We start from the raw sequence: 23464 nt of genomic DNA, 5'->3' as shown, positions 1-23464 counted from the left end.
TAAAGGTGCTAAACACTAAATAACCTGAGCATATTTAAGCGGGTTGTGCCGCTTGCTGACGTTGCTGTTTATAGCTCTCTGAATTTAGTCCCTTTTTCCAATAACCCGACGCCACAATATGCGTACGTGGTATGGCGTATAGCTCATTAAGTTTAGTTTTTACTTTGCGCACTAAACCTGCCTCTACCGCCATAAAAACAATTGGGGGTTGTACGCCTATTTTTAAATTGTTTAATGCAGTTAGCATGCTTTCATCTGGGCTATTGGTAACTAGCCAATTTACAGGGCGCAGCGTATCTAAACTAATAATGTCTTGCTCGCTAGGAGCATGAATAAACATATCAATTTTCGCGCTATGCGGTAACTGCTGAGCATAGCCTTTCACTGCATTAACTGAGGTTAAGTCGCCAAGGAGTACGTAGTGCGAATGGCTATAATTATCGAGTTTTTTAGGGCCCGGGCCAGCTATGGCTAAGCTGTCTCCCACTTTTGCTGTTTGCGCCCAGTTTGTAGCAGGACCTTGATGCATATTAATTACAAAGTCGAGCGTGAGCGCCCCCGTTTGCTCATTAACATGGTTAATAGTATAGGAGCGCATAAGCGCCGTTTTTATGTTTAAATCAAGTTCACCATTATGGGGCAGTAACACTTTTACATAGTGGCCTATGTAACTTGGCGTAAGATCTTTAAATTCATCAGAACCCACCACAATGCGCTGTAAGTCCGGTGTAATTTGCTTCGTACTTAGCACCTGTGCTTTGCGTATTTGTCTACTCATGTATTACCTCGTTTTACAAAAAGTTTAAATTGCATGCAGCAACATTTGCACAACGCCCCATTGGTTGATAAAATCAACTATAGCAATTTAATTGATATTGTCAACCATTTGGTAATTACTATGAAATCATCTCTCCCTAATACACTCTTTATGCTAATGCAAAGCTACCGCGTAACAACGCGTGATGCGATTAATGCGAACGACCTTGGTTTAAACGCTATGCATGTGCGTTGCTTGCATATTATTGCAGCAACGCCGCAGTGTACTGCTAACGATATTGTTACCCAAACTCAACGCGACAAAGCACAAATTGCCCGTTTAATTAAGGAGCTTTTAGCATTAAATTTAATCAACAAATGTGCCAGTGAGCACGATAAACGCTGTTTTATTGTCTCTTTTACTGCCTCTGGCACTGCGCTTTTTAACAAATTACTAAGTGCCGAGCGCCAGGTTAACGAGCAAATGTGTAAAAATTTAAACTCGACGCAAATCAACGACTTCTTAAGTACCGCACAAACAATGATCAAAAACATGCAGTGATCTTTCATTCATTACTTGGCAAAAGTAAAATAAAACGCATATACTGTACACTTGTACAGTATATGCGTTTTGGTTGATCTTTATGTTTGTTATTCCCATTTATATAGAAGCGGGGGTGTGCGGGTTTGAATCGCCTGCTGCACCATATAGCGAGCTTGGTGTGTCGCTTGATGAGCTATTAATAAAGCACCCCGACGCCACTTTTATTGGCGTTGCCTCTGGCAGCTCAATGCAAGACGTGGGTATTTTTGAAGGTGACTTGCTAATAGTAGACCGCGCTGAACAGGCTAAAAATGGCGACGTTATTGTTGCCAATTTAAATGGCTTATTTGTGTGTAAGCTACTTGATAAAACCAATGCCCGGCTGCTCTCGGCATCCCCTTTGTATAAACCAGTACAACTAACCTCCTGCGATGAGTTTCAGCTTGAGGGCGTAGTGACACGCTCAATTCGCCTGCACCGCCAAAGCCCTGAGTTACTGTTATATATGCCCTAGTAGACGCGGTGGCCTTTTATGCCAGTGCTGAAAAAGTATTCGATCCAGCGATTCGCTCAAAACCTGTGGTGGTGCTTACCAATAACGACGGTTGCATATGCGCGGTTTGCCCCATTGCTCGGCGTTTAAATATTCCTAAATTTGCGCCTTACTTTAAAGTTAAGCAGTTACTTGCGCAAAATAATGTAGTAATTCGCTCTAGTAATTACGAGCTATACGCAGATTTAAGCGACAAAATGATGAACGTTATTGGCCGCTTTTGTGACGTGCAACACGTATACAGTATCGACGAATCATTTTTACACTTTAACGGTTACACCCCTGTTATTAATGACTGGTTTGCATACGGGCACACTATTAGGCGCACCGTATGGCGCGAAACTAAGCTCCCCGTTGGTGTTGGCTTTGGCTCTACGGCTACTTTAGCAAAAGCGGCAAACCATGCCGCTAAAAAATTATCCGGATTTAATGGCGTTGCTGTTATTAACTGCGAAGCAAGCCGTAAAGCTATTTTACAAAGAATGAGTTGCCAAGATATATGGGGTATTGGTAAGCGTTTAGCCAAAAAATTAAAAGTAATGAACATACACACTGCATGGCAATTAGCGCAGCAAAACCCTAACAGTATGCGCCGTGCATTTAGTGTGGTGGTAGAGCGCACTGTAAATGAGCTTAATGGCATACCTTGCTTAAATTGGGACGACGTACGCCAAGATAAGCGCGAGATATTTTCGACCCGAAGCTTTGGTGAGCGTATATACGAGCCAACGGCACTTAAAACCGCGTTAATTAATCACGTTACTGTGGTTGCTAGTAAATTAAGAAAGCAAAAATCGCTTACCAAACAACTTTATATTTTTGCGGCGAGCTCGTCTCACGAAAACGTTTTTTATAAAAAGTCGTATATGTATACATTTGCCAGCCCCACTAACGACACCTGCGTAATGGCTAGTGCTGTATCTCAAGTGTTTGAGCAAATATACCAGCCGGGTATTCGCTATTATAAATGTGGTGTAGGTGCTTTAGAACTTATTGCGCAGCAATTTCAACAAGACGATTTATTTAATGAACGCACCGACAATCCACCATTAATGAATTGTCTTGATGCAATAAATAAACGCTATGGTAAAGGAATGCTAAGTTTAGCAAGCAGTAAATTAAATGAAGGTTGGCATATGAACAGGAATTTTTTATCCCCGCAGTACACCACGCGCTGGCGTGATATACCCAAAATATATTGTGAGTAAGTACAGCTTACCTATGCGTTACTGACTGTCGGGCACTTTTTTAAAAGTGCATGCAACGCTTGGCTGGCTTAAAGTATATTTAAGTGTGTCGTTAGCTAAAAAGTAAATGCTTTGGCTAATTATTTTTTCGTTAGCTGGATTTTCGCAGCGACTCATTCTTAAGCCGTTTTCAATGCCGTCGCTTTTGTATTTTAATGAGCTAGTAACAAAACAAAAATCGGGCTTTTTAACCGTTTGTGTTCCGTTATGTAATGAGTCAAAAATAATTTGCTCACCTAAAGTAAAACCGGCATCTTCATTATCTGGATTTACTAAACTCAATTGGCTATTAACGCATAACGCTGAATTAGCCGACACCACCTCATAGGCACCCAGTTTTGTTTTTAAAAGCGGAATAAAACGGCTTTTATTACTTGGGGTTGCAACTGCATGAGCGCTGGTAAAAGCAATAGCTAATAAAGCAAGTGTTAAGTATTTCATTAAGTGGTTGTATCCTCGAATTAGTGGGTTAAATAATAGCGAAATGCTTGGTTGCTTAATTTTTATAACTTTTATAACTATAACAGAGATTTACTTTAAAAGGAGAGAAGTCGTGTTGCTTTAAAAAGGCGCTACACACCCTAAGCGTTTTTATACGCAGTAAAAAATAAAACGATTAGGGTGTGAAAATATTACTGCCAGTACTTAGCAAATAACAGCGGATAGCTTTGCTTTAAAAACTTAGCTTTGTCTTTAAAGCGTTTGCCTCTTGGCTCGTCACTTCCTGAGGGAATAAATGGCAGTTCGTCATCGTTACGCTCCTCGTAAAGTAAACCAGCAATTAAGTCGTATTCATCAATGTACGGATAAGGCTGCTCGTTAACATGATACACAGGCGTACAGGCGGCAATTGAATCTGGGTTTAGTAAAGCGTTTTCGAACACGTCTGCGCCGCGCGATATTAACCAGCATCTAAACTCACTAAAACCATATTCGTCGTTACAACCGGCCATTACAAATGCTGCGCCAAATAAATCCCAGGTGTAGCATTTACGCATACAAATACCAAAGAATTTATCAAACTCAATTAACTGCTGATCGGTTAAATCGTGCAGTTTAAGCTTTAAGTTATCACTCACATTTTGCGGATCGAGCCCTAAATCGGGGGCGGTTACTAAATCCCAAAAAGCCTGTTCTGTTAAAGTGCTCATTATAAGATCTCTTTCACTCGGCCTACTTGGCCATCGTCTAAACGTACTTTAATACCATGAGGATGGTTTGGTGACTTTGTTAATAAACGCTCAACCACACCTTGCGTTAATGTGCCACTGCGTTGATCTTCTTTTAATACGATATTTACTTTTGTACCAGGGGAGATTTGCGAACGAGTAGGGACAGCCATAATTTATACTCTAAAAAATAATTTGGCCAATTATAGCCTCCAAGCATACACAAACCAACCTAACAAAGGTTAATCGACTAAAAACGAAATGTTCGCTGCTTTAATAGCCAAACCAATTGTTGCAAGCTGTTGTGTGATCTCATTTTTAAGCGCGTCAAAATGTAACTCGCTTTTTTGATACGCTAGGTCATCGTTAAAATAGCATTGAACTTTTAAGGTGTTAGCTTCGTTATTTAAATCAACGGTATGTGTTAAATAAGCAAAGCCAAAATCGGTTTGTTTTATATTTTCACAGGCAATTGTCAGTACTTGGCGTATTTGTTTATCACGCTGTTTTTGAGTTTTTGTCATAATGTGTTAGCCATAGCCTCTTAATTTATTAATATTTGAAATTAAATAGTAATAACGCTTAATAGCCGTTATTTAATAAGAGTGATTAAATAAGCGTTACTGAGTGTTTTCGGCTCGTTGTTTTTTAAACTCTTCAAAATTAGCCTCTTGTAATTTAAGGCATTCGTAATATTCTTTGTCTGCTTTGTAGTTACACTCATCAAGACGTGCAGATTGTATTTCATGAAAGCGTGCATCAGAGCTGCAGCCAGCGAGCAAACTCAAACCGGCTACAAACAGTAAACTCGCGTTTAGTTTATTGATAATCATTAAAATTCCTTACACTTTAGAAGGTAAAAACTGTATATTAAGCGCCTCAAAAAACCTTACTTTGTACAGGACTTATTATGATGTTGCCGCAGTTGCAAAAGCAGTTTCAGCGTATAGATAAAAGCAAACTATTTCAATCATTTGTTATTGCTGTAATTGTTGTTTCTGCTCTTACCGTAGGTGCTCACACCTATTCTCTTCCGCCAACGGTAGAAATTGTCCTTAATTGGATGGATATAGGCATTACGGCGTTCTTTTTAATTGAACTCGTAATTCGCTTTATTGCCAGTAAAGGTATCAAAGATTTTTTCTCCAAAGGTTGGAATATTTTCGACACCCTTATTGTACTAGGTAGCTTATACCCTGCGGCAGGCTCAAGTATGCTAATTGCACGCTTATTGCGAGTATTTCGTGTATTGCGGCTGGTGTCTATGGTCCCCGAGCTGCGCTTATTAGTTAACGCTTTACTTAAAGCTATTCCGCAAATGGGTTACATAGCCCTGCTGATGTTTGTTATTTTTTACATTTACGCCGCTGTAGGCAGTATGATGTTTGCACATATAAACCCTGTATTGTGGGGTGATGTATCAATATCTATGTTGACCTTGTTCAGAATTGCCACGTTTGAAGATTGGACCGACGTAATGTACGAAACCATGCTGGTTTATAAACTTAGCTGGATTTACTACTTAACCTTTATATTTTTAACTGCGTTTGTATTTTTAAATATGATGGTTGGCGCTATTTTAGAAGTGATGTCGCAAGAGCACAAAAATGCCCGCGATGAGCTGGCCGATAACGATTCACTGCCCGCGACACAAGGGCAAGTAAACGCCTTGCAAGCACAAATTGCTGATCTAAAATCATTACTCAAAGAAAAAGAGTATTAAATAAAAGGCTATTAATTATTCACAGCCACCAGCTTAATAGTCCTAAGTTGAAGAATAATTAATTTAGCATTTAAAATAAAAAAGGGTTAGCCAATGGCTAACCCTTTTTTTATAAAACAATGTGAGCGTTTATACGGTTACATTAAATTGCTACTATTCGCTGTCAACAATTATGCGAAGCATACGACGTAGCGGCTCTGCAGCACCCCATAACAGCTGATCGCCAACGGTAAAGGCGCTAATATATTTAGGCCCCATGGCTAATTTACGAATACGCCCAATTGGAATATTAAGTGTACCGGTGACCTTAACTGGAGTTAAGTCTGTAGTGCTAATATCGCGATCATTAGGAATAACCTTTACCCACTCGTTATGCGATTCTAAAATTTGCTCTATTTTGGCAACGCTAATATCTTCGCGTAATTTAATAGTCATTGCTTGTGAATGACAACGCATAGCACCAATACGTACACATAAACCATCTATTGGAATAGGTTGTTTAGCCGAGCCTAAAATTTTATTCGCTTCAACTTGCGCTTTCCACTCTTCTTTACTTTGACCACTTGGCATAGGCACATCAATCCACGGAATTAAACTTCCCGCTAATGGCACACCAAACTGATCCTGTGGCAATTGGTTCGAGGCCATTTTTTCACTGACTATTTTATCTATTTCTAAAATAGCAGCACTTGGATTTGCAAGTTGCTCGGCAACACTTTGATGAATTGCGCCCATTTGTGCAATTAACTCTTTCATGTTGCGCGCACCCGCGCCCGACGCGGCTTGGTAGGTCATGGGGCTTACCCATTCTATTAAGTCTTGCTCAAATAAACCGCCCAGTGCAAGCAACATAAGAGAAACCGTACAGTTACCGCCTACAAAGGTTTTAACACCTTGTGATAAACCTTGCTCAATAACGTCTTTATTGACCGGATCGAGTACTATAATGCTGTCGTTAGCCATACGCAGTGCCGACGCTGCATCTATCCAATAACCATCCCAACCCGACTCGCGCAATTGTGGATAAACCGCATTGGTGTAATCGCCACCTTGGCAGGTAACAATAATGTCCATTTTAGCCAGTTCGGTAATATTGCTGGCATCGAGTAACGGCTTTGCTTCGCCCGCAATATCTGGGCCTAATTGGCCCGCTTGTGAGGTGGTGAAAAAGGTGGTGTCGATAAGTGCAAAATCACTTTGTTGCTTCATACGCTCTAATAACACAGAGCCAACCATGCCACGCCAACCGACTAATCCTACTTTTTTCATTGTGAGTTCCATTATTTGATTCATAAAAGTTGCCTGAAAAGATTAAAAATTAAAATTCATTGCGTGAGATTTAATTTTCATATCAAGCTTAAGCTAACACTGGTGGTTTAACAAAACTAGTTAATAAGTTACAACTTAAATATATTTCATACTAAGCCATAAAAAACCAAAATCCCCATACAAAAGCATGGGGCTATAATAATTACCTTTACGCTAGCGTGGCTAAAATGTGTAGCTGTAGCTCACATCAAAGGTCATTCCCACTTCTTTAGAGCGTACTACAATATCTGACTGCGTAACTTGCTGCTCTTCATCAAGTAAGTTTGTAACTTTAAACTTAACGTTGGAGTTAAAGTCGGGATACCAAGTGTAAATTAAATCGAGTGAGTGAAAAGGCTGCTCGTAGGCATCATCACGCCCGGCTATACCGGCGGCCAATATACGCTCGCCAAATACGTTATACACCAACGAGCTACTATGCTGGCCATCAACAGAGTCGTAGTTGAGCTGTAAGTTAACCACGTATTTAGAATGCCCTGTCATGCGTTTAGTCGGGTTAGTTAAGTTACTCGCAAGTGCAGGATCAATATCTGCCTCTGAGTCACTTAAGGTAATGTTACCGCTGGTAAATAGCCCTTCGGTTAAAAAAGTAAGATCTTTTAGCCATTCAGTTTCTATACCGTATACCTGCGCAGTTTTACCATTTACAAATGAGGCTGAGTAATCTTCATCGCCAATGCGTAATACAGTTTCAATCGGTTTATCTATGTCTTTATAAAAGGCTGCTACAGAGAATGAATCTCCGGTGTTGCCATAATATTCATAGCGTAAATCGTAATTTTTAATTGGGCTACTTTGCAAACCCACACGGCCAAAAGTACGAATATCGGTTAGCGGATCAAAATACGACACTGGCACTACTTCACGTAAGTCGGGGCGCACTACTGTTTCGCCATACCCTAAACGTACTTGGTAATTTTCGCCGCCTAAATAAGTAAGCGATAACGCCGAAAAAAAGTCATCTTCATTAATACTGCCTGCGGCTATTTTTTCTGGGGAATAGTAAATATTTAAGTCATCCGCAGTAAAAATTAAGCTTGAGGTGCCTATAGAGGTTTGTTTAAATTCTTCATAACGCACCCCACCACTTAAACGCAGTAAGTCATCATAAATAACATCAAACGAGCCATACGCAGCTGATATTTTTTGCCCAGCTATATAGTCATCGGCATCAGGGGCTGAGGGTTCATTAAAGTCGAGTAAAATACGTTCGCCGTCAATAAATTCATCGGTTAAATAATTGCCCGCATCGAGTGGATTATCTGCCACAGTTAACGCCAGGCCAGTGCCGTTATTTACTGCAAAACTAGAGGTGTTATAAATACGCGCTCGGTCGGCGATATCAAAGCCGGTTTTTAACTCTACCTCAACAGCATTAAAGCTTAAGGGAAGCGTTAAATTACCGCCGTATGAATTTACTCTGTCTTGCATATTTATATACGAGAACAGCGCCCGGTTATCATCGCCGGTAATTTGCGAGTTGCTATAGTTACCGCTGTTATCGTAGTTATCTCTAAATTTAAACTCTACATTAGTTGGAATGTCAGTACTGGCTTTAGAGCGAGTATATTGCCAGTCGGCGCCAATACCCCAGTAATCTAAAAAGGTATGCTGGCCTAATAACTGATTTACCGTAAGCGTGCGCTGCTCTAAATTAAACTCATGAGTACGATTAGCCCGGTTATCATTTACTATGGTAAATACCGAGCTGCCTGCGGGGCTTTGCGACGTGGCTACCTCGGTTTCATCCTCGTTGTCGCGTAAATATAAGCTCATAAATGAAATACTATGGGTATTTAATCTATAACCTAAATTTAGCGTGGCGTTATAACGCTCGTTTTCTGTGGTGGTTACTGAGTCTTTAACTGTGTTAAAACACGATGTACTTACATCTTGCGCTGAATTAAGGGTGGTTGCACAATCATCACCAATATCTTGGGCTATAACAGCGGTTCTTCTTTTTGCCGAGTCCCAGCTTTTATCGTATTCACCTGAGAGTAAAAAGCCAAAAGTGCCGCCTAAAAAGGACTCATCAAAACTATTGCCTAAATGGCCTTTAATATCCCAATTTGGGTCTAGCGATTCATCTTTTAAAGCAAAATTACGTGGTAGCGATTTTAACAATTGATTGTTAATGGCAATTGCTTGGTCTGAGCGTGACGCCTCGCTGTTATCAACCAAGTTATCTTTAGCAATAATGTTCCCCACATCAAAATTGCCTTTGTATTGCACTATGGCGTTATTTAAAATTTGGGGTATATCGCCATCGTTGCCTTTATAGGTAAAACCGCTGCTAGCCGATGTATCTTTAGATAAACCAACCGCAAATCCGGCAGTAAATTCTGCAGGAATTGATTTAGTACGAATATCGATATTACCGCCGCCAAACGCCGCTGGCATATCTGGAGAGTAGGCTTTTTGTACCGCCATACTTTGAATAATACTGGCAGGAAAAATATCCAACGGCACTACGTTGCGCGTTAAATCTGGGCTGGGAATATAAGCGCCGTTTAAACGCGCGCTAGAATAGCGCTCACCTAAGCCACGTACGTAAATAAACTTACCATCTACTAAGGTTAAACCCGTTACACGGCGCAGCGCCGAAGCCGCATCGCTATCGCCGGTTCGCGCAAGTTGTTCAGCACCTAAAATATCGGCAACAAAGGCTTGGTTTTTACGCTCCTCAACTACAGCTGCGGCGCTACCTTGTAGCCGAGTGCCAACAGCAACAACCTCTTCTATTTCGCTTTGCTCACTTTGTGCAGCGCTCAAATTAAGCGAGCTTGCTAAAAGCGAGAGACTAATTGCCAATGACAATTTATTCAATCTAGCTTGATTCAACATCTTTACAGATCCCTAATCAGTTAAAAAAGGGGCGCCTAAAATGCACTTTGCAAATGGCGCCCTAACTATTTAATGTGCGTTACTGATGTATTAGTCTTGAGCTGATGCAGCGAGTGCTGTTTCTACCCACTTGTACCAAGGTGATGTGGTGTCTTGATCAGACACTGCACCAATGTAAGGAGCGGCTTCAAAAAAGCTCGCATCTAAGCCACTTAAGTCGTTAGCGGTAACAGTAATATCGGTTGAGGCAGTATTTGTAGCAAAGCCATTGCTAGCAAATACATCGGCCCCTTCGCCTATACGTTGATTACTGCCGTTATTATCAAACCAGGCAGTAAGTGTAGTGGCCGTTAATGCTGCAGGCTCTTTACCACTATTAAAGGTGCCATCGGCATCGTCAAATTCAGAGGCGCAGGTCATTACTGAGCTATTAAAAATAATTTTATCGGCTTGTTTTTCGCCATCGCTTGAAAAGCTAATACAGCTAGATTGCAAAGCTATGTCTTTGGTCATTAATACGTTATAAAAATTAGCATTAAATGAGTCATCAAATTTAAACGCATTTGAAGGGTCAGTATCACGAACCGATAGGCCATCGGTGGTGATAATAGTGACATTAGCAATGGTTGGGTTTGATGGTGCCACTTGCGCACTTGATGTACCTTTTACGCCGTCTGACTCAAAGCCGTTATTACCCATATATACTGTGGTGCCTTCGCGGGTAATTACGGTGCCGTGTTTAACAAACAAAAACTGCGCTTTGCCCTGCCAACCTGCATCAAAGTCAAACGAATCATCTTGAGTGTCGGTTACAACAACATGCTTAATGGTGGTTGCGCCACCAAATATTTCAATACCATCATCAAAACCTTGGTGAATATGAATGTAGTCAAACTCTGAACCCGAGCCTACCGCATTGAGGGTTAACGAGTTTAAATCATCCCCTTCTCCGCCTACTTTAGGACCTGATCCGGCATACCAAATTTTGGTCCATTTAATATTACCGCTAGAGTCGCTATTATCATTACCACCAAAGTAACTGGTGATCCCTTCTGAGGGCACATTACACGTTGCCGCGTCGCGCTCTGCGTCAGTACATTGGTCAGTAATGCCATTACCATTAATAATTATGCCGCCCCAATCTGCATAGAGTGGGCCTTTACCTTCGGCATCAAAACGAGGAAACGCCTTAGCAGAGGTAAATACAATCGGTTTATCGGCAGTGCCAACAGCTTGAATTTTTGCACCACGAGCAATGCGCACAATAGCCTCACCCGATTTAAATGCAAGAGTTGCCCCAGGCTTAACCGTTAACGTAGGGCCGTTTGTTGGAATGCTAAAATCAGTAGTCGTGTCGCCATCTGTACCAATTAATAATGCGTCTTCGAATAAGTGAACACCGCCATCTGGTAATTCTTCAAAGGTTAAGTTAGCTGTAATTTGAATGTTTTTACTGGCAAACGAGTCATTATATAAACAGTCTTTACCATCAAAAATACCAGCAACCGTGCCCGCATCAGTTTGATACTCGGTACAACTAATATCATCGTTAGTGCCACCGCTATTATTATTTGAATTATTAACACTGTTATCAGTACTGGTGCTGTTATCGTTCACCGTGGGTGTAATTTCGATATCGCCGCCACAGCCTGCTAAAATCATTGCAGTAGCCACTAGACTAACCTTAAATAAGCCAGATAATTTCATTGTTCACTCCGTTAAAGTATTTAATTATTTTGTTAGCGCATTAAGTAATAACTTAAGTCACTTTAAGGCACGACACTCATGCATTAAGGTCACTTGAGTTATCGAATAGGAGTACAATACGGGAGAGATATGACAGTGCCGTTACATTTTAATAAACACTATGTGACAATAATAAATTAAGCATATTCATATGGTTAACTTTGCAGAAGTAAAAAAACCGCACTAAATTAATATTAGTGCGGTTTGGCGTTGCGATTATAAACTGTTTTTATGCGCTATTAATTTAGCACCTAGCGCAAAAGTAAAACATTAAAGTAATGCTATTTTTAGGGTTTCAGCATGTATTTTTTCGCGCTTTACATATTTAATCCATTGCTTGGCTAAGCGCTGCGACTTTTTATGTATTTGCGCTTGTTCAAACGCTAAAATAGAGGCATCAAAGTTTTGTAAATTGAACTGTGCCATGCCCAAAGCTACAAATGCGTTTGATTCAAAATCAAGGTTGCCTTTATCAAGTGCTTTACGCGCAGAGTCGGCAGCTTCTTCATATTGCTCTGTATTTACATACACTTGTGCTAAGCGCTGATCGTAGTTACCACTGCTTGATAACTGCGCCGCTTTTACAAAGTATTTAATCGATTGCGCATCTTCTTTAGCTTGGATCATGGCTTCAGCTACAAAGGCATAGTTTTTAGCGGTTTGCTCTGCTATTCCTGCCTCAATTGCTTTACTCATCACTATGGCTGCTTTATAAGCCAAGCCATTGTATAAATACACCTGGGCTAATTGGCGTAAATCTGACTTGGAGGTTAAAAAGCCTTGCTGATATGCCGCTTCAATAATTGCTAGTTGTTGTTTTTCTTGACCTGTTTCGCCATACATACCTGCTAACTGCACCCAGTATTCTGGTTTGTTATACAGCTTAACCATGCGCTCTAGTACCTTTACCACTTTATCGGACTGATTAAGTGAGTAGTACATAGCACGCTGTAATACTAGCCAGTTCTCTTTTGGTACTTTGCCTTCGCTGTCACTTAGTGTAATAGCTTGCGTTATGTAGTTAAGGCCTTGCTGGTAGTCTTTTAGCTGATAATAGGTTTGCGCTCTTAACACATAGTAGCTCTCTGGCTTATCTTTTGTATTAATAGCATCCCATTGGTCTAAAAACGTAATTACTTTGTTGTAGTCACTGTTAGCCATTGCCAATTGAGCCAAACTAAACGTAGTGCTTAAACGTAATGTTTCTGGAATACCTTCCTCTGCGACTACTTTTTCAAACGCGGCTATTGCTTTGGGTAAGTCGTTTTCGTTGTAATAAATAAAGCCATAAAAGTTATGCATCATTGCAATTTCGTAGGAGTTCATGCTTGATGCGCGATCTTGTATAGAATCAAGCGCTTCAAGGCCTGCTTTAACATCGCCATCGTCGGCAAGCTTTTGGGCTCGCGCTAACTGGCTATATACTTTTTCACGCAGGGCCGGTACTCGTTTGGTTTTTTGCTCTGCGGCTTGCGCTGTAAAAGCACTCACACCTGGTAATAAACTAAGTGCACTGGGGGTTACAATACTTGCGCTTATTGTTGCGCTGCAAAAAAGTGTTAATTTAAAAATAACTGCTATTGGTTGTAATTTCATCATCGCCTCGCTTTTCTATCCATTAATAGGTTGAATTAATTAATCCAAAAATTAACCGCTTATCTGGAAAGATATTTTGTTCTGCACTCCCGCAACTTCAACGGCTTCACCATTGACTACGCGGGGCTTATATTTAAATTTAAGGGCTGCATCCATCGCCGCTCGGTCAAATAGCGATTCAGGCTCTGCCTTTAATACCTGAGGGTCGCGAACAGTGCCTTGTTTGGTTACTGTAAACTCAACAATAACGTAGCCTTCAATCCCACGAGACAGTGCGCGCCTTGGGTACACTGGCGCCACTTTTACAATGGGCAGATATTCACCATCACTTGATTCAAGGGCTAAACCACCGGCTAAATTCACCTCGGCATCAACATTGGCCGCAAAGTCAAAATTATTAGCTTTTGCATTGGCATCGCTGTTTTGCATTTTTGGTGACTCCATTGGTGGTGGCGGCTCTTTGGGTGTGGGTGGTTTTTGTGGTTTGCGCTGTTTTGTTTGTAAGCTTTCTTCTTTTTTAAGCCGTACAAAGTCAAGCACGTTCCCCTTTGCAGGTTCGCTCATTGCGCCCTCACCACCAGTAATAAGTGCCTGCATGCCTAAAAACAGCATAAAGGTTACTAAAATGGCTATTACAAATGCTATTAAATAACGCATGGCTAACCCTTAGGCTTCTTGGGCCGCAATCGACACATCAAACACACCCGCGGCGCGCGCTGCATCCATTACTTTAATTAAAGTATCCGTGGTCGACTTTTTATCTGCTTGAATAACCACGCTCCCTTGTGGGTTTTCGGCTTTTAAACGCTCAATATTTGCCTGCACCGCACGCACATCTATTTGGCGTTTATTAATCCAAATTTCACCTGTGTCTGAAATAGCGACCAAAATATTAGCGCGTTCTTTTTTAACCGCAGTGGCGGCTTCGGGGCGGTTAACATCAATACCCGACTCTTTTACGAATGAGGCGGTTACAATAAAGAAAATAAGCATGATAAATACCACATCTAGCATGGGGGTCATGTTTATTTCTTCTGCTTCGTCTTCTTGAAATAGGTTTCCTAATGGGGCTCTCATTTTTTATTCTCCTGAAATAAGTGGCTATAGATAGAGCCACTTATTAATAATTGCTTAATGGTCTAAAACCATGCTGTCTTCAAGTAGCGCTACTTCACGTTTAGCCCGGCGTTGTAAGTACGTTGAGGCAAATACCCCAGATAACGCACCGACCATGCCTGCCATAGTTGGAATAGTTGCTTTAGATACGCCCGACGCCATAGAGCGCGCACTGCCTGTACCTGTAATAGCCATAACATCAAACACTTCAATCATTCCTGTTACTGTGCCAAGTAAGCCAAGTAGCGGACACAATGCAACCATCACATTAATAAGTGCTAAGTTAGCGTTAAGACGCATACTGGCGCGTGAGATCATCGCTTGGCGAATTTGTTCTGCATTCCAGCTATTACGCTCGTTGCGCTTAAGCCAACTGTTTTTGATGGCTTTTTTGTAACCACGAAAACCATTAAAAAAGTAAATGAATCGCTCGAGTATCAATAACCACATCGCGAAGATTAACACCCCAATGACCAAGAGAACTTGGCCACCAGTGTCGAGAAAATCACGGATAGCATTGATTGAATCAATCAATAGCACCATGGTTTATGCTCCTTTTTCACTTCGTTTTGCAATAATGCCCGCGCTTTGCTCTTGTAAAATAAGCAGTAAGCTTTTTGCTCGGGTGTTGAGTATGGTGTAAATAAATACTGTGGGTATTGCTACAACTAAGCCAAGTACTGTTGTTACAAGCGCTTGAGAAATACCGCCTGCCATGAGCTTAGGATCCCCGGTACCAAACAAGGTAATGGCTTGGAAGGTATTGATCATCCCGGTAACTGTACCAAGTAAACCAAGCAGCGGAGCCACTACTGAAATAATTTTAATCAGGGTTAAGTTACGGGTTATTTTTGGCATTTCGCGCAGTATAGCTTCGCTTAATTTAAGCTCTAGGGTGTCGTAGGCTACATTTGGGTAGTCGTCTTTTACTTTCATAACACGGCCTAGTGGATTATCGTCGCGAGCAACTGTGTCTTTAAGTTGACGGCGAATTTTGCCACCCACTAGCAATAAAGATACAAAACGCTCAATTGCAATTAACAGGGCTAATAAACCCACACCTAAAATAACGTAACCCACAGCGCCGCCTTGGTGAACTTGCTCAGCGGTATCTGGGGCTTGTACTAGTAAACCTAAAATTGAGCCACCGGTTGGGTCTAGTGCAAACTGCACAATACCGTTTTTAGCCTGCTGTAACTCGCCTGCGGTTGATGTATAGCGCGATACGGGCTGGCGGGTAAGCTCACTTAACGTATTTGTACTTGAGCTGTACTCTAAATATTTACCGTTGGATATAAGGTTAAAAGCACCAACACGCACAACTTCTTGCTCTGCTTTGTTACCACCTTCAATAATAACCTGAGTATTAAAGCGGCTCACTTTGCCTTGCTCGGTCATTTCACGTTGTAGCTCGTACCACACTTTTTCAATATCTTCGATTGAAGCAAGTTGTGAAGTAGATCCCATTTTTTGTGCCAGATCGTCCATAAAAACACTTCGCCCTGGTATTTCTGCCGATACCACAGAGGTAGCAAACTTATTGCTTGAATCGCCTGCCACTTGTTGCAACACACCAAACAATTCTTTAAGTGATCCCATACGCTTTGATAGGGTATCGGTTAAATTAGCCAGTTTAATTTCGTTTTCTTCAAACTGTGTTTCTAACCGCTCTGATTCACTAAGCATTTGACTACGCTTTGCTTGCGTGTCTTTTAGCATTTGTACTTGCTCGTTTTGACGCGCAGTAAATTGTTGTTCACGCTGAGTATTTTGCACACTTTGCGCAGATTTACCTTGTTCAAGGTTTTTAAGTAATGAATCTAAATCCATTGGCTCAGCTGCTACACTTGCGCATATAAAACTTATACTTGCAGCAAGTACGGCCATTTTTGTCATTTGAGTAAACAATTTCATTTTCGGCCTCTTATCGTGCTGCGTGAACTGGCAGAGTTAACATATCTGGGGCAAGTTGCTTACGCGCAATGCGTAAACCTTTATTAATTTGGCTAATGGTTGAGTCTGGAAGTGCTGCAAACGTTTTTGTTTGTGTATCCCAGCTACCTGCTAATTTACTATCACGGGTTAAGTAAATGAGCTCTAAGCGACCAATGCGTAAAAAGTCAACTTCGCGCTCTTTACCATTTACCTCAAGCAGTGCGCTGTAAGCTTCAATAGTGCGACCATAATCAACTTCTACTTGGTAGGCTTCGAGTACGCGGCGGAACTTTTCGCTAGAGGTAATATCGGCACGTTCCATCATGGCTTTTAAAGAGGTTAAACGCTTTTCACGCTCGTCTTTTAAAAATGGCACATCGAGTAATACAAACTGTTCAAGGCCGGTGATCATGCGCATCATTAGTGGCGTAATTTGACGCTCAATAATTGAAACCTGATCCATAGAGAGATTCATCGATTGCATTTCTGCAATTTGGTTATTTAACTGTTTTGTAAGCTGAGCGTTATACACAGCTAAACCATCAATTTCTTTATTAAGAGTTTTAAACTGTTGCAGACGCCCTTGCATTGAATCTGCAATCTTGTCTATTTTTGTTTGTGATTGCGCAGCCGATTTAGTAATTTCACTGCTTTTATCAATAACCTTATTTAAATCGTTTGCGTGTACAGCGGCACTTGCGGCCACAATACCAGCTATAATTAATGGTTTAACGCCTTTCATCGCATACACCTTTACTCGTTAGTTAGCAGATTTGCTAGTTTGTTTTTGTTAGCTTTAAACGTTTAATACAAACAATTAAAAACTAAATATTTTCAATGAGCGAAAGTGTATAGATGAAAAATGACAAGCATGTTGCGCAAAGAAGTCGCTTTTATGACAGCGTTAATAAATAGCCTGTCTAAGGGGGCTGTGCAAGGGGTTGTGTAAGGAGTGCTGTGTAACAAGTGTTATAAGGGGGAATGAGTGTTTGGCAGCCAAACACGCATAATTTAGCAATACTTAACCTGAGTTCAGGCTATTTAGCTTAAAATAGCATTAATTTGATTTAATGTTTTTTGCCAGTCGGTGTAGTTTATTGCTATTGGGTGCACTTTATTGTCATTAATAAGCACTAAAGATGGAAAACCCTGAATGGGCAAACTATGTACATAATTAAGCTCTGCAATTAACTCATCATTAAGCTCTTTTGATTGAAGCCTATTTGCAAACTGCGCTTTATTTAAACCTATTTGCTCGGCTAAGCTAATTAATGTGCTTTCATCTGAGGGGTTTTGAGCATTTAAATAGTAAGCTTGCTGAATGGCTGCAACCATTGCACTTTCTTTGCCCGCTTTACGCGCAATAAGCGCCGCTCTACACGCCGGGTACGTTGAGCGCCTTGGTTGGCAGTTGCGCCAAAAATCAAAATTAAACTCAGTGCCCAATTGCGCTGCTATTTTATGCCAGGTGTTTTGTAGCATATCTTGCATGTTTTGTGGCATGGGATCTTGGCTGTCAGGAGCAAGCCCTCCAACTTTGTATTCAACTACTAGTTTACTCTCAAGAGCGGCTTTTAACTTAAGCCAGCTCGGCGCATAACCCCAGCACCAACTGCACATAGGGTCGTGTACATAAACAAGTTTACTTTGAGCCATTTGCTCCTCCGTATTAACAGCTCGTGCTTAATGTAAGCCACCAACATTTACACATACTATAATGATTAATAGCTAAACTGTTGTTAGCGTTTGTTTTTAAAATTTAAACTTTAAACTTTTTAACCATACGCTCTAAATCGCTAAATTGTTGTTTAAGCTTGGTGCATTCATCCAAGGTACGGTTTAAATTAGCTTTGCCCTGTATTGAAAGCTCACTAATATTGTGAATGTCTGAATCGAGGGATTTAACAACCTGATTTTGCTCATCGGTTGCACTAGCTACAACATGATTCGCATCGCTAATTTTTTGTATTGCATCTATAATCTGCTGCATTACAACACCTACTGCATCGGCTTGTTGCACGCTTGTTTCGCTGTCGCTTAAACTGGTTTTCATTAGTTCTACCGCTAAATTAGAGCCTTTTTGTAATTGGCTTACGGTGTCTTCTATTTCTTGGGTTGATTGCTGGGTTCGGTGCGCTAATTGACGAACTTCATCAGCAACTACAGCAAAACCTCGCCCAGCTTCACCAGCCCGTGCAGCTTCTATTGCAGCGTTAAGGGCCAGTAAATTTGTTTGCTCGCTTACCCCTTTAATTACCTCAAGCACTTGGCCAATACTGGCTGTATGCACGTTTAAGCTATTAATAGTTTGCTGTGCCTGTTCCATATTTTTTGATAACTGATGAATACTGGCCACATTATTACTGAGTGTTTGCTGGTTTTGCGCTGAGTGCTGATCGGCATTTTTAGCTAACTTAGAGGCACGCTCAGCACTGTTTGATATTTCCATTGCGGTGGCAGAAAACTGATTAATAGCGGTAGCTACACTGTCGGTACGTTTAGTTTGGTCTTCGTACATTAATAATGTTGAGTCGGTTTGCGCCACTAAACTCGAAATAGCCACATCTAATGACTCTGTGGTGTGCTTTACTTGCTCAATAGAGTGCTGTATTTTTTCAATGAATAAATTAAAAGAATGACTTAACTCGCCGAATTCGTCTTCATTTTCAACTTCTAATCTACACGTTAGGTCGCCTTCACCTTGGGCAATGTTTTTAATAGCGTCGTTTAATCGCTGCATTGGGCGCATTAAATAGCGCAATAATAGTTGCATCATAATAATGATAACAACTATACCAATAAGCATATATATAGCGGCCGTTTTACCAAAGGCCGATACACTAGCAAAGGCTTTATCTTTATCGATTACAACGCCTAAGTACCAGTCAACGTTTTCTATACCGCGTATTTTTGTATACGATATAAGCTTACTTTGCCCTGCCACTTGATACTCTGTAAATTCGCTTTGCAAAGCAGTGTGGGTACCAAATAACTCAGTAGTATTTTTTAAATTAAGTGCTCTGTTAGGGTGGCTTAACACTTGGCCGTTACTGTCAATTAAAAAGCCGTAACCTAAGCCTAAAAAATCTATATCGTTAATAATTTTTGTAATAATGCTCATTTCTATATCGGCGCCCGCTACACCAATAAACTGCTCATTTTGCTGCATCGGCACAACCGCAGATATAGTAAGTTCATTGCTGGTTACATCTATATAAGGGGTAGTAAAGGCAGTATTTTCTTTGTTTTCTACTAGCTTGTACCAAGGGCGAGACGTGGCATCAAAATCAGCGGGCAATACTACGCTTTGATCGTTTAATATAAACACGCCATTGGATTTACCAATATAGGTATTTTTAAAGTTTCCGGCCAACTCAGCGGTATTAAGCTGTGTAAGGGTAAGCGCTTTGCTATCACCAGATTGGTGCGTTTTTGCTATGGCAATAACAATTGCCAGTTTGTCATTTAGCCAATTAGCAATGTTTTGCGAAACAGATTCTGAACTTTGTTGCAGTACGAGAGCAAGTTGCTGCTCGGTTTGATTACGCATAGATACATAGTTATTAATTGTAAAAACACCAAGTACCAACACTAATACCAGTGATGCAGCAATAGTGACCTTAGAGGTAAATTTTAACGAGCCAAGCATAAGTGCCCTTTTTTAATTGTTATTATTAGCACCTACAGTTTTAGCAAATATTTAACTAAATGTCTTAGTTATTAAAGCTTACGAGCAACAAAAGAGCTAAAACAGTAATAAAGGCTTAATTATGATTATTCATGAACTTAGAAGGATCGGGGAGATTAAGGTGTGTTGTTTAAATTGTGTACTTAAAAATACAAGCCCCTTGCGAGGCTTATTACTGATTGGCGCTTAACTGCGGGAGATTTATATCGTTTTAAAATACGCTGCACAGCGACTAAAGCGCTATGCTTTTTCCCATTTCATTTTATTATTGGTATCGCGCGAATTAATAATTGTAGTATCGCTGCTCTCTACGCCGCCTAGTTTTGCTAAACGGTCGTATAGCACCACGTTACAAGTGGCGGCGAGGTTCATGCAGCCAATAGTAGGAATATACACGACTTCGTCGGCCCACTTTAAAACGTCTTTAGACACTGAGCCATCCTCTGGGCCAAACACATAAAATGCGTTTTCTGGGTGGGTAAACTCAGGCAGTGGCGTTGCACCTTCAATTAGCTCAATAACCACAACCGTGGCACCTTGTGGCTTTACTTTTTCTAAATTATCGGTGGCAGTTAGTGAAATTCGCTCAACCACATTTTTTGTATCGGTATGAAACTTTTGTGCATTTAAATAACGGTTTCCGGTAAAAAACACCTGCTGTGCGTCGTAGCAACCTGCAGCACGTAATACACCGCCCACATTAGTTGGGCTTTTGGGATTTAATAAACCAATAACAGCCTGTTGCTTGCTCATTAATCACTATCCTTGGTTGGCCACTCTGCAATATATAGGTCAAAGTCATCGAGCTTAACGTCGCAATCTTTTACGGTTTTGTCTTTTACCGAAATGCCCTGCTGATGCATTTTTGTTTTGTCGCCATTATTTAACAGCGGATGCCACGAGGCCAACCCTCGCCCTTCGTGCAAACGGCGATAGCTGCAACTTTGTGGCATAAAAAAGATATCTTTGAGGTTTTCTTTGGTAAGTTTTACACAAGATGGTACCAGCGTTTGACGATTTTCGTATTCGCTACAACCACAGGTATTATTATCAAGATACTGACACACAATATTAGTAAATATTAACTGCTCACCTTCGCGTAGCTGATCGGTGGCGGTAAATTCATCTTCATCTTCGCTATCAATAAAGGTATTTAAGCAGCATTTCCCGCAGCCGTCACAAATGGCTTCCCATTCATTTTGGTTCATGTCACTTAGGCTTTTTTCAAGCCAAAATTGTGTATTTGCTAATTGTTGATCAAACATAATGTACTCGCGCCCCTAAAGAGCGCGCATTCTACCGTATTGCTGCAAATGGCGCAAAGCCAATACCTTGCAGGTAAGGGCTTTGCCTAAGCATTATTGTACTGATTTAACCCAGCGCTTTATTTTCTGTTCTAAAATTGGCATAGGTAATGCGCCATCTATGAGTATTTGCGTGTGAAACGCTTTAATATCAAACTTATTACCTAGCTGTTTATGTGCGTAGTCGCGCAGCTCACTAATTTTAAACTCTCCTAATTTATATGACAGCGCTTGGCCTGGCCATGCTATGTAACGCTCAACTTCGGCTATTACATCACTTTTAGCCATAGACGAATTAGCTAGCATGTAATCAATACCTTGCTGACGCGTCCAGCCTTTTGCATGAAAACCTGTGTCGAGTACTAAACGCATAGCGCGTAATTGCTCATCTGATAAACGCCCATACCACATATACGGGTCGGTAAATAAGCCAAGCTCTTTCCCTAAACTTTCAGCGTACAACGCCCAACCTTCGGCAAATACGGTGTAGCCACCAAATTTACGAAAATCTGGCAGGCCATCTATTTCTTGCTGTAATGCTATTTGAAAGTGATGCCCAGGTGCTGCTTCGTGAATCGAGAGCGTTTCGAGTAAAAACTTAGCCTGCGCCTTTAAGTTATAGGTATTAATATAAAAAACACCTGGGCGAGAGCCATCTGGTGCTGGAGACGCATAAGATGCGCCCGCAGCCGACTGTGCTCTGTAAGCTTCTACTGCTTTTACAACGTATGGCGCTTTTGGTGCTATGTTAAAAAGCAGTGGCAAACGCGCATCAATTTTTTGTTTTACGTTTTCGTATGCCGCTATTAACTCTTGCGGCGTGTTGTAATAAAATTCGTCCGAATCACGTAAGTGGTCAAAAAATGCAGATAAGTCACCTTTAAAGCCAACTGTTTCTTTTACTTTTTTCATTTGCGATAAAATACGCGCTACTTCACTTAAACCAATATCATGAATTTCGTTGGCAGATAAACTAAGCGTAGTGTGTTTTTTAATTTGGTATTCGTACCACGCTTTACCGTTAGGTAAATCGCTATAACCAACACTTTCTCGGCTATTAGGAATATATTGATTAGCTAAAAACTCGCTCATGCTGTTATATGCAGGTACTAAACGCTCTATAATCAATTTTCTATATTGTGCTGTAATTTGTTGCTTTTGCTGTGCTGTAAACGACTCTGGGAAGTTTTTAATTGGCGCCCAAAATAGTGAGTCTTCAGCGTCAGTTACCACATGGGCTGCAAATTGTGGTTGCAGCTTTTTAGCCAGTGGCCTTGGTAACACTACGCCAAGCTTTATGCCTTGCGCCATTGATTCTTGCACACTTACAAGCCAATTAATAAAGCCCTCACTTCGGGCTAAAAAGTTGCTGTAATCTTCAACTGTATTAAAAGGTTGTGCACTTTGTCCCGAGCCAAAACCAGCAAAGGTGTTATGTGCCCCTGCCATTTGATTAATTGGCAGTAAATAATCTGGGTATTGCATTCCTTCAAGCTTAAGCGCTAAGTCTTGGGTTAATATTTCAAAGCTTAATAATGCTTGTCCTACTAGCTGCTCTTTATCTATAAGTGATAAGCGCTGTTGATATTTTTTATAAAAAGCGGCTTTTTTATCACGGCTAGCCGATGAAATAACAGGCGTAAATTGGTTATTAAACTCATTACGGCCATTGTAAGTGGCACTGAGAGGGCTAAACATAAGCGATTCATCGTAATATTGAGCTACCAGTACATCAAGCTGTTGTTGTGCTGAAAGCTCTGACACCACTGCTTTGGCAGTATTAGCCATGCTCAATTGCGCGTGGCTACTGGTGGTGTTACTTTCATGCTTACTTTTATTTATATTAGTGCAACCACTTAAAGCAAGCAGTACACCACTGGCTATAACCGCCAAGTTTATTAATTTCATGCTGAT

General features: G+C 40.9%; 24 protein-coding genes. 4 read left to right on the top strand and 20 right to left on the bottom strand.

All coding sequences use genetic code 11. The features are described from left to right. Nucleotides 1-34 precede the first annotated feature (34 nt). The gene (locus J5X91_RS02600) at nucleotides 35-778 is read right to left on the bottom strand and encodes a siderophore-interacting protein (protein ID WP_208834013.1); all 744 of its coding nucleotides are present in this window, start codon (nucleotides 776-778) and stop codon (nucleotides 35-37) included. Between the two features lie 120 nt (nucleotides 779-898). On the opposite strand from J5X91_RS02600, the gene J5X91_RS02595 reads away from it, so the two are divergent. The 3 genes from J5X91_RS02595 to J5X91_RS02585 all read left to right on the top strand — a co-directional run bounded on the left by J5X91_RS02595 (nucleotide 899) and on the right by J5X91_RS02585 (nucleotide 3061). Beyond that, nucleotides 899-1318 carry a MarR family transcriptional regulator gene (locus J5X91_RS02595; RefSeq protein WP_208834012.1) on the top strand — a complete coding sequence of 140 codons (420 nt, stop codon included), beginning with the start codon at nucleotides 899-901 and terminating at the stop codon, nucleotides 1316-1318. An 82-nt stretch (nucleotides 1319-1400) separates the two neighbouring features. After that, entirely contained in the window at nucleotides 1401-1814 is a 414-nt protein-coding gene (gene umuD / locus J5X91_RS02590) for a translesion error-prone DNA polymerase V autoproteolytic subunit (RefSeq protein WP_208834011.1), read from the top strand. Beyond that, nucleotides 1802-3061, top strand: a complete 1260-nt coding sequence (locus J5X91_RS02585; protein ID WP_197107471.1) for a Y-family DNA polymerase — start codon at nucleotides 1802-1804, stop codon at nucleotides 3059-3061. The genes umuD and J5X91_RS02585 overlap by 13 nt, the downstream gene beginning before the upstream one ends. A gap of 18 nt (nucleotides 3062-3079) precedes the next feature. On the opposite strand, the gene J5X91_RS02580 is transcribed toward J5X91_RS02585, so the two are convergent. The 5 genes from J5X91_RS02580 to J5X91_RS02560 form a co-directional block, all read right to left on the bottom strand. Next, entirely contained in the window at nucleotides 3080-3541 is a 462-nt protein-coding gene (locus J5X91_RS02580) for a hypothetical protein (RefSeq protein WP_011330158.1), read from the bottom strand. 191 nt (nucleotides 3542-3732) lie between these two features. Further along, nucleotides 3733-4251, bottom strand: coding sequence for a DUF4240 domain-containing protein (locus tag J5X91_RS02575; protein ID WP_086999126.1), 519 nt, complete (start codon nucleotides 4249-4251; stop codon nucleotides 3733-3735). Continuing rightward, nucleotides 4251-4442 carry a YwbE family protein gene (locus J5X91_RS02570; RefSeq protein WP_011330156.1) on the bottom strand — a complete coding sequence of 64 codons (192 nt, stop codon included), beginning with the start codon at nucleotides 4440-4442 and terminating at the stop codon, nucleotides 4251-4253. Before J5X91_RS02570 ends, J5X91_RS02575 begins: the two co-directional genes overlap by 1 nt. 69 nt (nucleotides 4443-4511) lie before the next feature. Further along, nucleotides 4512-4793, bottom strand: a complete 282-nt coding sequence (locus tag J5X91_RS02565) for a hypothetical protein (protein WP_011330155.1) — start codon at nucleotides 4791-4793, stop codon at nucleotides 4512-4514. 96 nt (nucleotides 4794-4889) lie between these two features. Then, nucleotides 4890-5102: a hypothetical protein gene (locus tag J5X91_RS02560; protein WP_011330154.1), complete on the bottom strand. Its 213-nt coding sequence runs from the start codon at nucleotides 5100-5102 to the stop codon at nucleotides 4890-4892. 80 nt (nucleotides 5103-5182) lie between these two features. Here J5X91_RS02560 and J5X91_RS02555 point away from each other — a divergent pair, with 80 nt between their 5' ends. Next, nucleotides 5183-5992, top strand: a complete 810-nt coding sequence (locus J5X91_RS02555; protein WP_208834021.1) for an ion transporter — start codon at nucleotides 5183-5185, stop codon at nucleotides 5990-5992. Between the two features lie 153 nt (nucleotides 5993-6145). Here J5X91_RS02555 and asd read toward each other — a convergent pair whose 3' ends face one another. The 14 genes from asd to J5X91_RS02485 all read right to left on the bottom strand — a co-directional run bounded on the left by asd (nucleotide 6146) and on the right by J5X91_RS02485 (nucleotide 23458). Continuing rightward, entirely contained in the window at nucleotides 6146-7285 is a 1140-nt protein-coding gene (asd, locus tag J5X91_RS02550; protein WP_208834010.1) for an aspartate-semialdehyde dehydrogenase, read from the bottom strand. 198 nt (nucleotides 7286-7483) lie between these two features. After that, a complete protein-coding gene (locus J5X91_RS02545) occupies nucleotides 7484-10165 on the bottom strand; it encodes a TonB-dependent receptor plug domain-containing protein (protein ID WP_208834009.1) in 2682 nt (893 codons plus the stop codon). A gap of 90 nt (nucleotides 10166-10255) precedes the next feature. Beyond that, the gene (locus J5X91_RS02540) at nucleotides 10256-11872 is read right to left on the bottom strand and encodes a hypothetical protein (RefSeq protein ID WP_208834008.1); all 1617 of its coding nucleotides are present in this window, start codon (nucleotides 11870-11872) and stop codon (nucleotides 10256-10258) included. 309 nt (nucleotides 11873-12181) lie between these two features. Beyond that, nucleotides 12182-13507 (bottom strand): CDC27 family protein, encoded by a 1326-nt coding sequence (locus tag J5X91_RS02535; RefSeq protein WP_208834020.1) that lies wholly within the window; start codon nucleotides 13505-13507, stop codon nucleotides 12182-12184. Nucleotides 13508-13558: 51 nt separating this feature from the next. Continuing rightward, entirely contained in the window at nucleotides 13559-14164 is a 606-nt protein-coding gene (locus tag J5X91_RS02530; protein WP_011330148.1) for an energy transducer TonB, read from the bottom strand. A gap of 9 nt (nucleotides 14165-14173) precedes the next feature. Further along, on the bottom strand, nucleotides 14174-14584 hold the full coding sequence (locus J5X91_RS02525; protein WP_011330147.1) for a biopolymer transporter ExbD: 411 nt from the start codon (nucleotides 14582-14584) through the stop codon (nucleotides 14174-14176). 54 nt (nucleotides 14585-14638) lie between these two features. Continuing rightward, on the bottom strand, nucleotides 14639-15166 hold the full coding sequence (locus J5X91_RS02520; protein ID WP_011330146.1) for a MotA/TolQ/ExbB proton channel family protein: 528 nt from the start codon (nucleotides 15164-15166) through the stop codon (nucleotides 14639-14641). Between the two features lie 3 nt (nucleotides 15167-15169). Then, nucleotides 15170-16537, bottom strand: a complete 1368-nt coding sequence (locus tag J5X91_RS02515; protein WP_208834007.1) for a MotA/TolQ/ExbB proton channel family protein — start codon at nucleotides 16535-16537, stop codon at nucleotides 15170-15172. A gap of 10 nt (nucleotides 16538-16547) precedes the next feature. Beyond that, the gene (locus tag J5X91_RS02510; RefSeq protein WP_011330144.1) at nucleotides 16548-17300 is read right to left on the bottom strand and encodes a DUF3450 domain-containing protein; all 753 of its coding nucleotides are present in this window, start codon (nucleotides 17298-17300) and stop codon (nucleotides 16548-16550) included. Between the two features lie 299 nt (nucleotides 17301-17599). Further along, nucleotides 17600-18214, bottom strand: a complete 615-nt coding sequence (locus J5X91_RS02505; protein WP_179806786.1) for a DsbA family protein — start codon at nucleotides 18212-18214, stop codon at nucleotides 17600-17602. A 103-nt stretch (nucleotides 18215-18317) separates the two neighbouring features. Then, nucleotides 18318-20207: a methyl-accepting chemotaxis protein gene (locus J5X91_RS02500; RefSeq protein WP_208834006.1), complete on the bottom strand. Its 1890-nt coding sequence runs from the start codon at nucleotides 20205-20207 to the stop codon at nucleotides 18318-18320. Between the two features lie 279 nt (nucleotides 20208-20486). Next, nucleotides 20487-20999, bottom strand: coding sequence for an RNA methyltransferase (locus J5X91_RS02495; protein WP_011330140.1), 513 nt, complete (start codon nucleotides 20997-20999; stop codon nucleotides 20487-20489). Further along, entirely contained in the window at nucleotides 20999-21511 is a 513-nt protein-coding gene (locus tag J5X91_RS02490; RefSeq protein WP_011330139.1) for a YcgN family cysteine cluster protein, read from the bottom strand. The genes J5X91_RS02495 and J5X91_RS02490 overlap by 1 nt, the downstream gene beginning before the upstream one ends. Nucleotides 21512-21604: 93 nt before the next feature. Then, nucleotides 21605-23458 (bottom strand): DUF885 domain-containing protein, encoded by a 1854-nt coding sequence (locus J5X91_RS02485; protein WP_208834005.1) that lies wholly within the window; start codon nucleotides 23456-23458, stop codon nucleotides 21605-21607. Nucleotides 23459-23464: the final 6 nt, after the last annotated feature.

The sequence above is a fragment of the Pseudoalteromonas sp. K222D genome, from assembly GCF_017653575.1.
GTDB classification, from domain to species: Bacteria; Pseudomonadota; Gammaproteobacteria; order Enterobacterales; family Alteromonadaceae; genus Pseudoalteromonas; species Pseudoalteromonas nigrifaciens.
Note: the sequence above shows the minus strand (reverse complement) of the source record. Positions and strands in the feature narration are given on the sequence as shown.

What these genes read in the sequence shown, in the direction of transcription:
- J5X91_RS02600 (WP_208834013.1), bottom strand. Translation starts at nt 778, where the DNA reads ATGAGTAGACAAATACGCAAAGCACAGGTGCTAAGTACGAAGCAAATT.
- J5X91_RS02595 (WP_208834012.1), top strand. Translation starts at nt 899, where the DNA reads ATGAAATCATCTCTCCCTAATACACTCTTTATGCTAATGCAAAGCTAC.
- umuD (WP_208834011.1), top strand. Translation starts at nt 1,401, where the DNA reads ATGTTTGTTATTCCCATTTATATAGAAGCGGGGGTGTGCGGGTTTGAA.
- J5X91_RS02580 (WP_011330158.1), bottom strand. Translation starts at nt 3,541, where the DNA reads ATGAAATACTTAACACTTGCTTTATTAGCTATTGCTTTTACCAGCGCT.
- J5X91_RS02575 (WP_086999126.1), bottom strand. Translation starts at nt 4,251, where the DNA reads ATGAGCACTTTAACAGAACAGGCTTTTTGGGATTTAGTAACCGCCCCC.
- J5X91_RS02570 (WP_011330156.1), bottom strand. Translation starts at nt 4,442, where the DNA reads ATGGCTGTCCCTACTCGTTCGCAAATCTCCCCTGGTACAAAAGTAAAT.
- J5X91_RS02565 (WP_011330155.1), bottom strand. Translation starts at nt 4,793, where the DNA reads ATGACAAAAACTCAAAAACAGCGTGATAAACAAATACGCCAAGTACTG.
- J5X91_RS02560 (WP_011330154.1), bottom strand. Translation starts at nt 5,102, where the DNA reads ATGATTATCAATAAACTAAACGCGAGTTTACTGTTTGTAGCCGGTTTG.
- J5X91_RS02555 (WP_208834021.1), top strand. Translation starts at nt 5,183, where the DNA reads ATGTTGCCGCAGTTGCAAAAGCAGTTTCAGCGTATAGATAAAAGCAAA.
- asd (WP_208834010.1), bottom strand. Translation starts at nt 7,285, where the DNA reads ATGAATCAAATAATGGAACTCACAATGAAAAAAGTAGGATTAGTCGGT.
- J5X91_RS02545 (WP_208834009.1), bottom strand. Translation starts at nt 10,165, where the DNA reads ATGTTGAATCAAGCTAGATTGAATAAATTGTCATTGGCAATTAGTCTC.
- J5X91_RS02540 (WP_208834008.1), bottom strand. Translation starts at nt 11,872, where the DNA reads ATGAAATTATCTGGCTTATTTAAGGTTAGTCTAGTGGCTACTGCAATG.
- J5X91_RS02535 (WP_208834020.1), bottom strand. Translation starts at nt 13,507, where the DNA reads ATGAAATTACAACCAATAGCAGTTATTTTTAAATTAACACTTTTTTGC.
- J5X91_RS02530 (WP_011330148.1), bottom strand. Translation starts at nt 14,164, where the DNA reads ATGCGTTATTTAATAGCATTTGTAATAGCCATTTTAGTAACCTTTATG.
- J5X91_RS02525 (WP_011330147.1), bottom strand. Translation starts at nt 14,584, where the DNA reads ATGAGAGCCCCATTAGGAAACCTATTTCAAGAAGACGAAGCAGAAGAA.
- J5X91_RS02520 (WP_011330146.1), bottom strand. Translation starts at nt 15,166, where the DNA reads ATGGTGCTATTGATTGATTCAATCAATGCTATCCGTGATTTTCTCGAC.
- J5X91_RS02515 (WP_208834007.1), bottom strand. Translation starts at nt 16,537, where the DNA reads ATGAAATTGTTTACTCAAATGACAAAAATGGCCGTACTTGCTGCAAGT.
- J5X91_RS02510 (WP_011330144.1), bottom strand. Translation starts at nt 17,300, where the DNA reads ATGAAAGGCGTTAAACCATTAATTATAGCTGGTATTGTGGCCGCAAGT.
- J5X91_RS02505 (WP_179806786.1), bottom strand. Translation starts at nt 18,214, where the DNA reads ATGGCTCAAAGTAAACTTGTTTATGTACACGACCCTATGTGCAGTTGG.
- J5X91_RS02500 (WP_208834006.1), bottom strand. Translation starts at nt 20,207, where the DNA reads ATGCTTGGCTCGTTAAAATTTACCTCTAAGGTCACTATTGCTGCATCA.
- J5X91_RS02495 (WP_011330140.1), bottom strand. Translation starts at nt 20,999, where the DNA reads ATGAGCAAGCAACAGGCTGTTATTGGTTTATTAAATCCCAAAAGCCCA.
- J5X91_RS02490 (WP_011330139.1), bottom strand. Translation starts at nt 21,511, where the DNA reads ATGTTTGATCAACAATTAGCAAATACACAATTTTGGCTTGAAAAAAGC.
- J5X91_RS02485 (WP_208834005.1), bottom strand. Translation starts at nt 23,458, where the DNA reads ATGAAATTAATAAACTTGGCGGTTATAGCCAGTGGTGTACTGCTTGCT.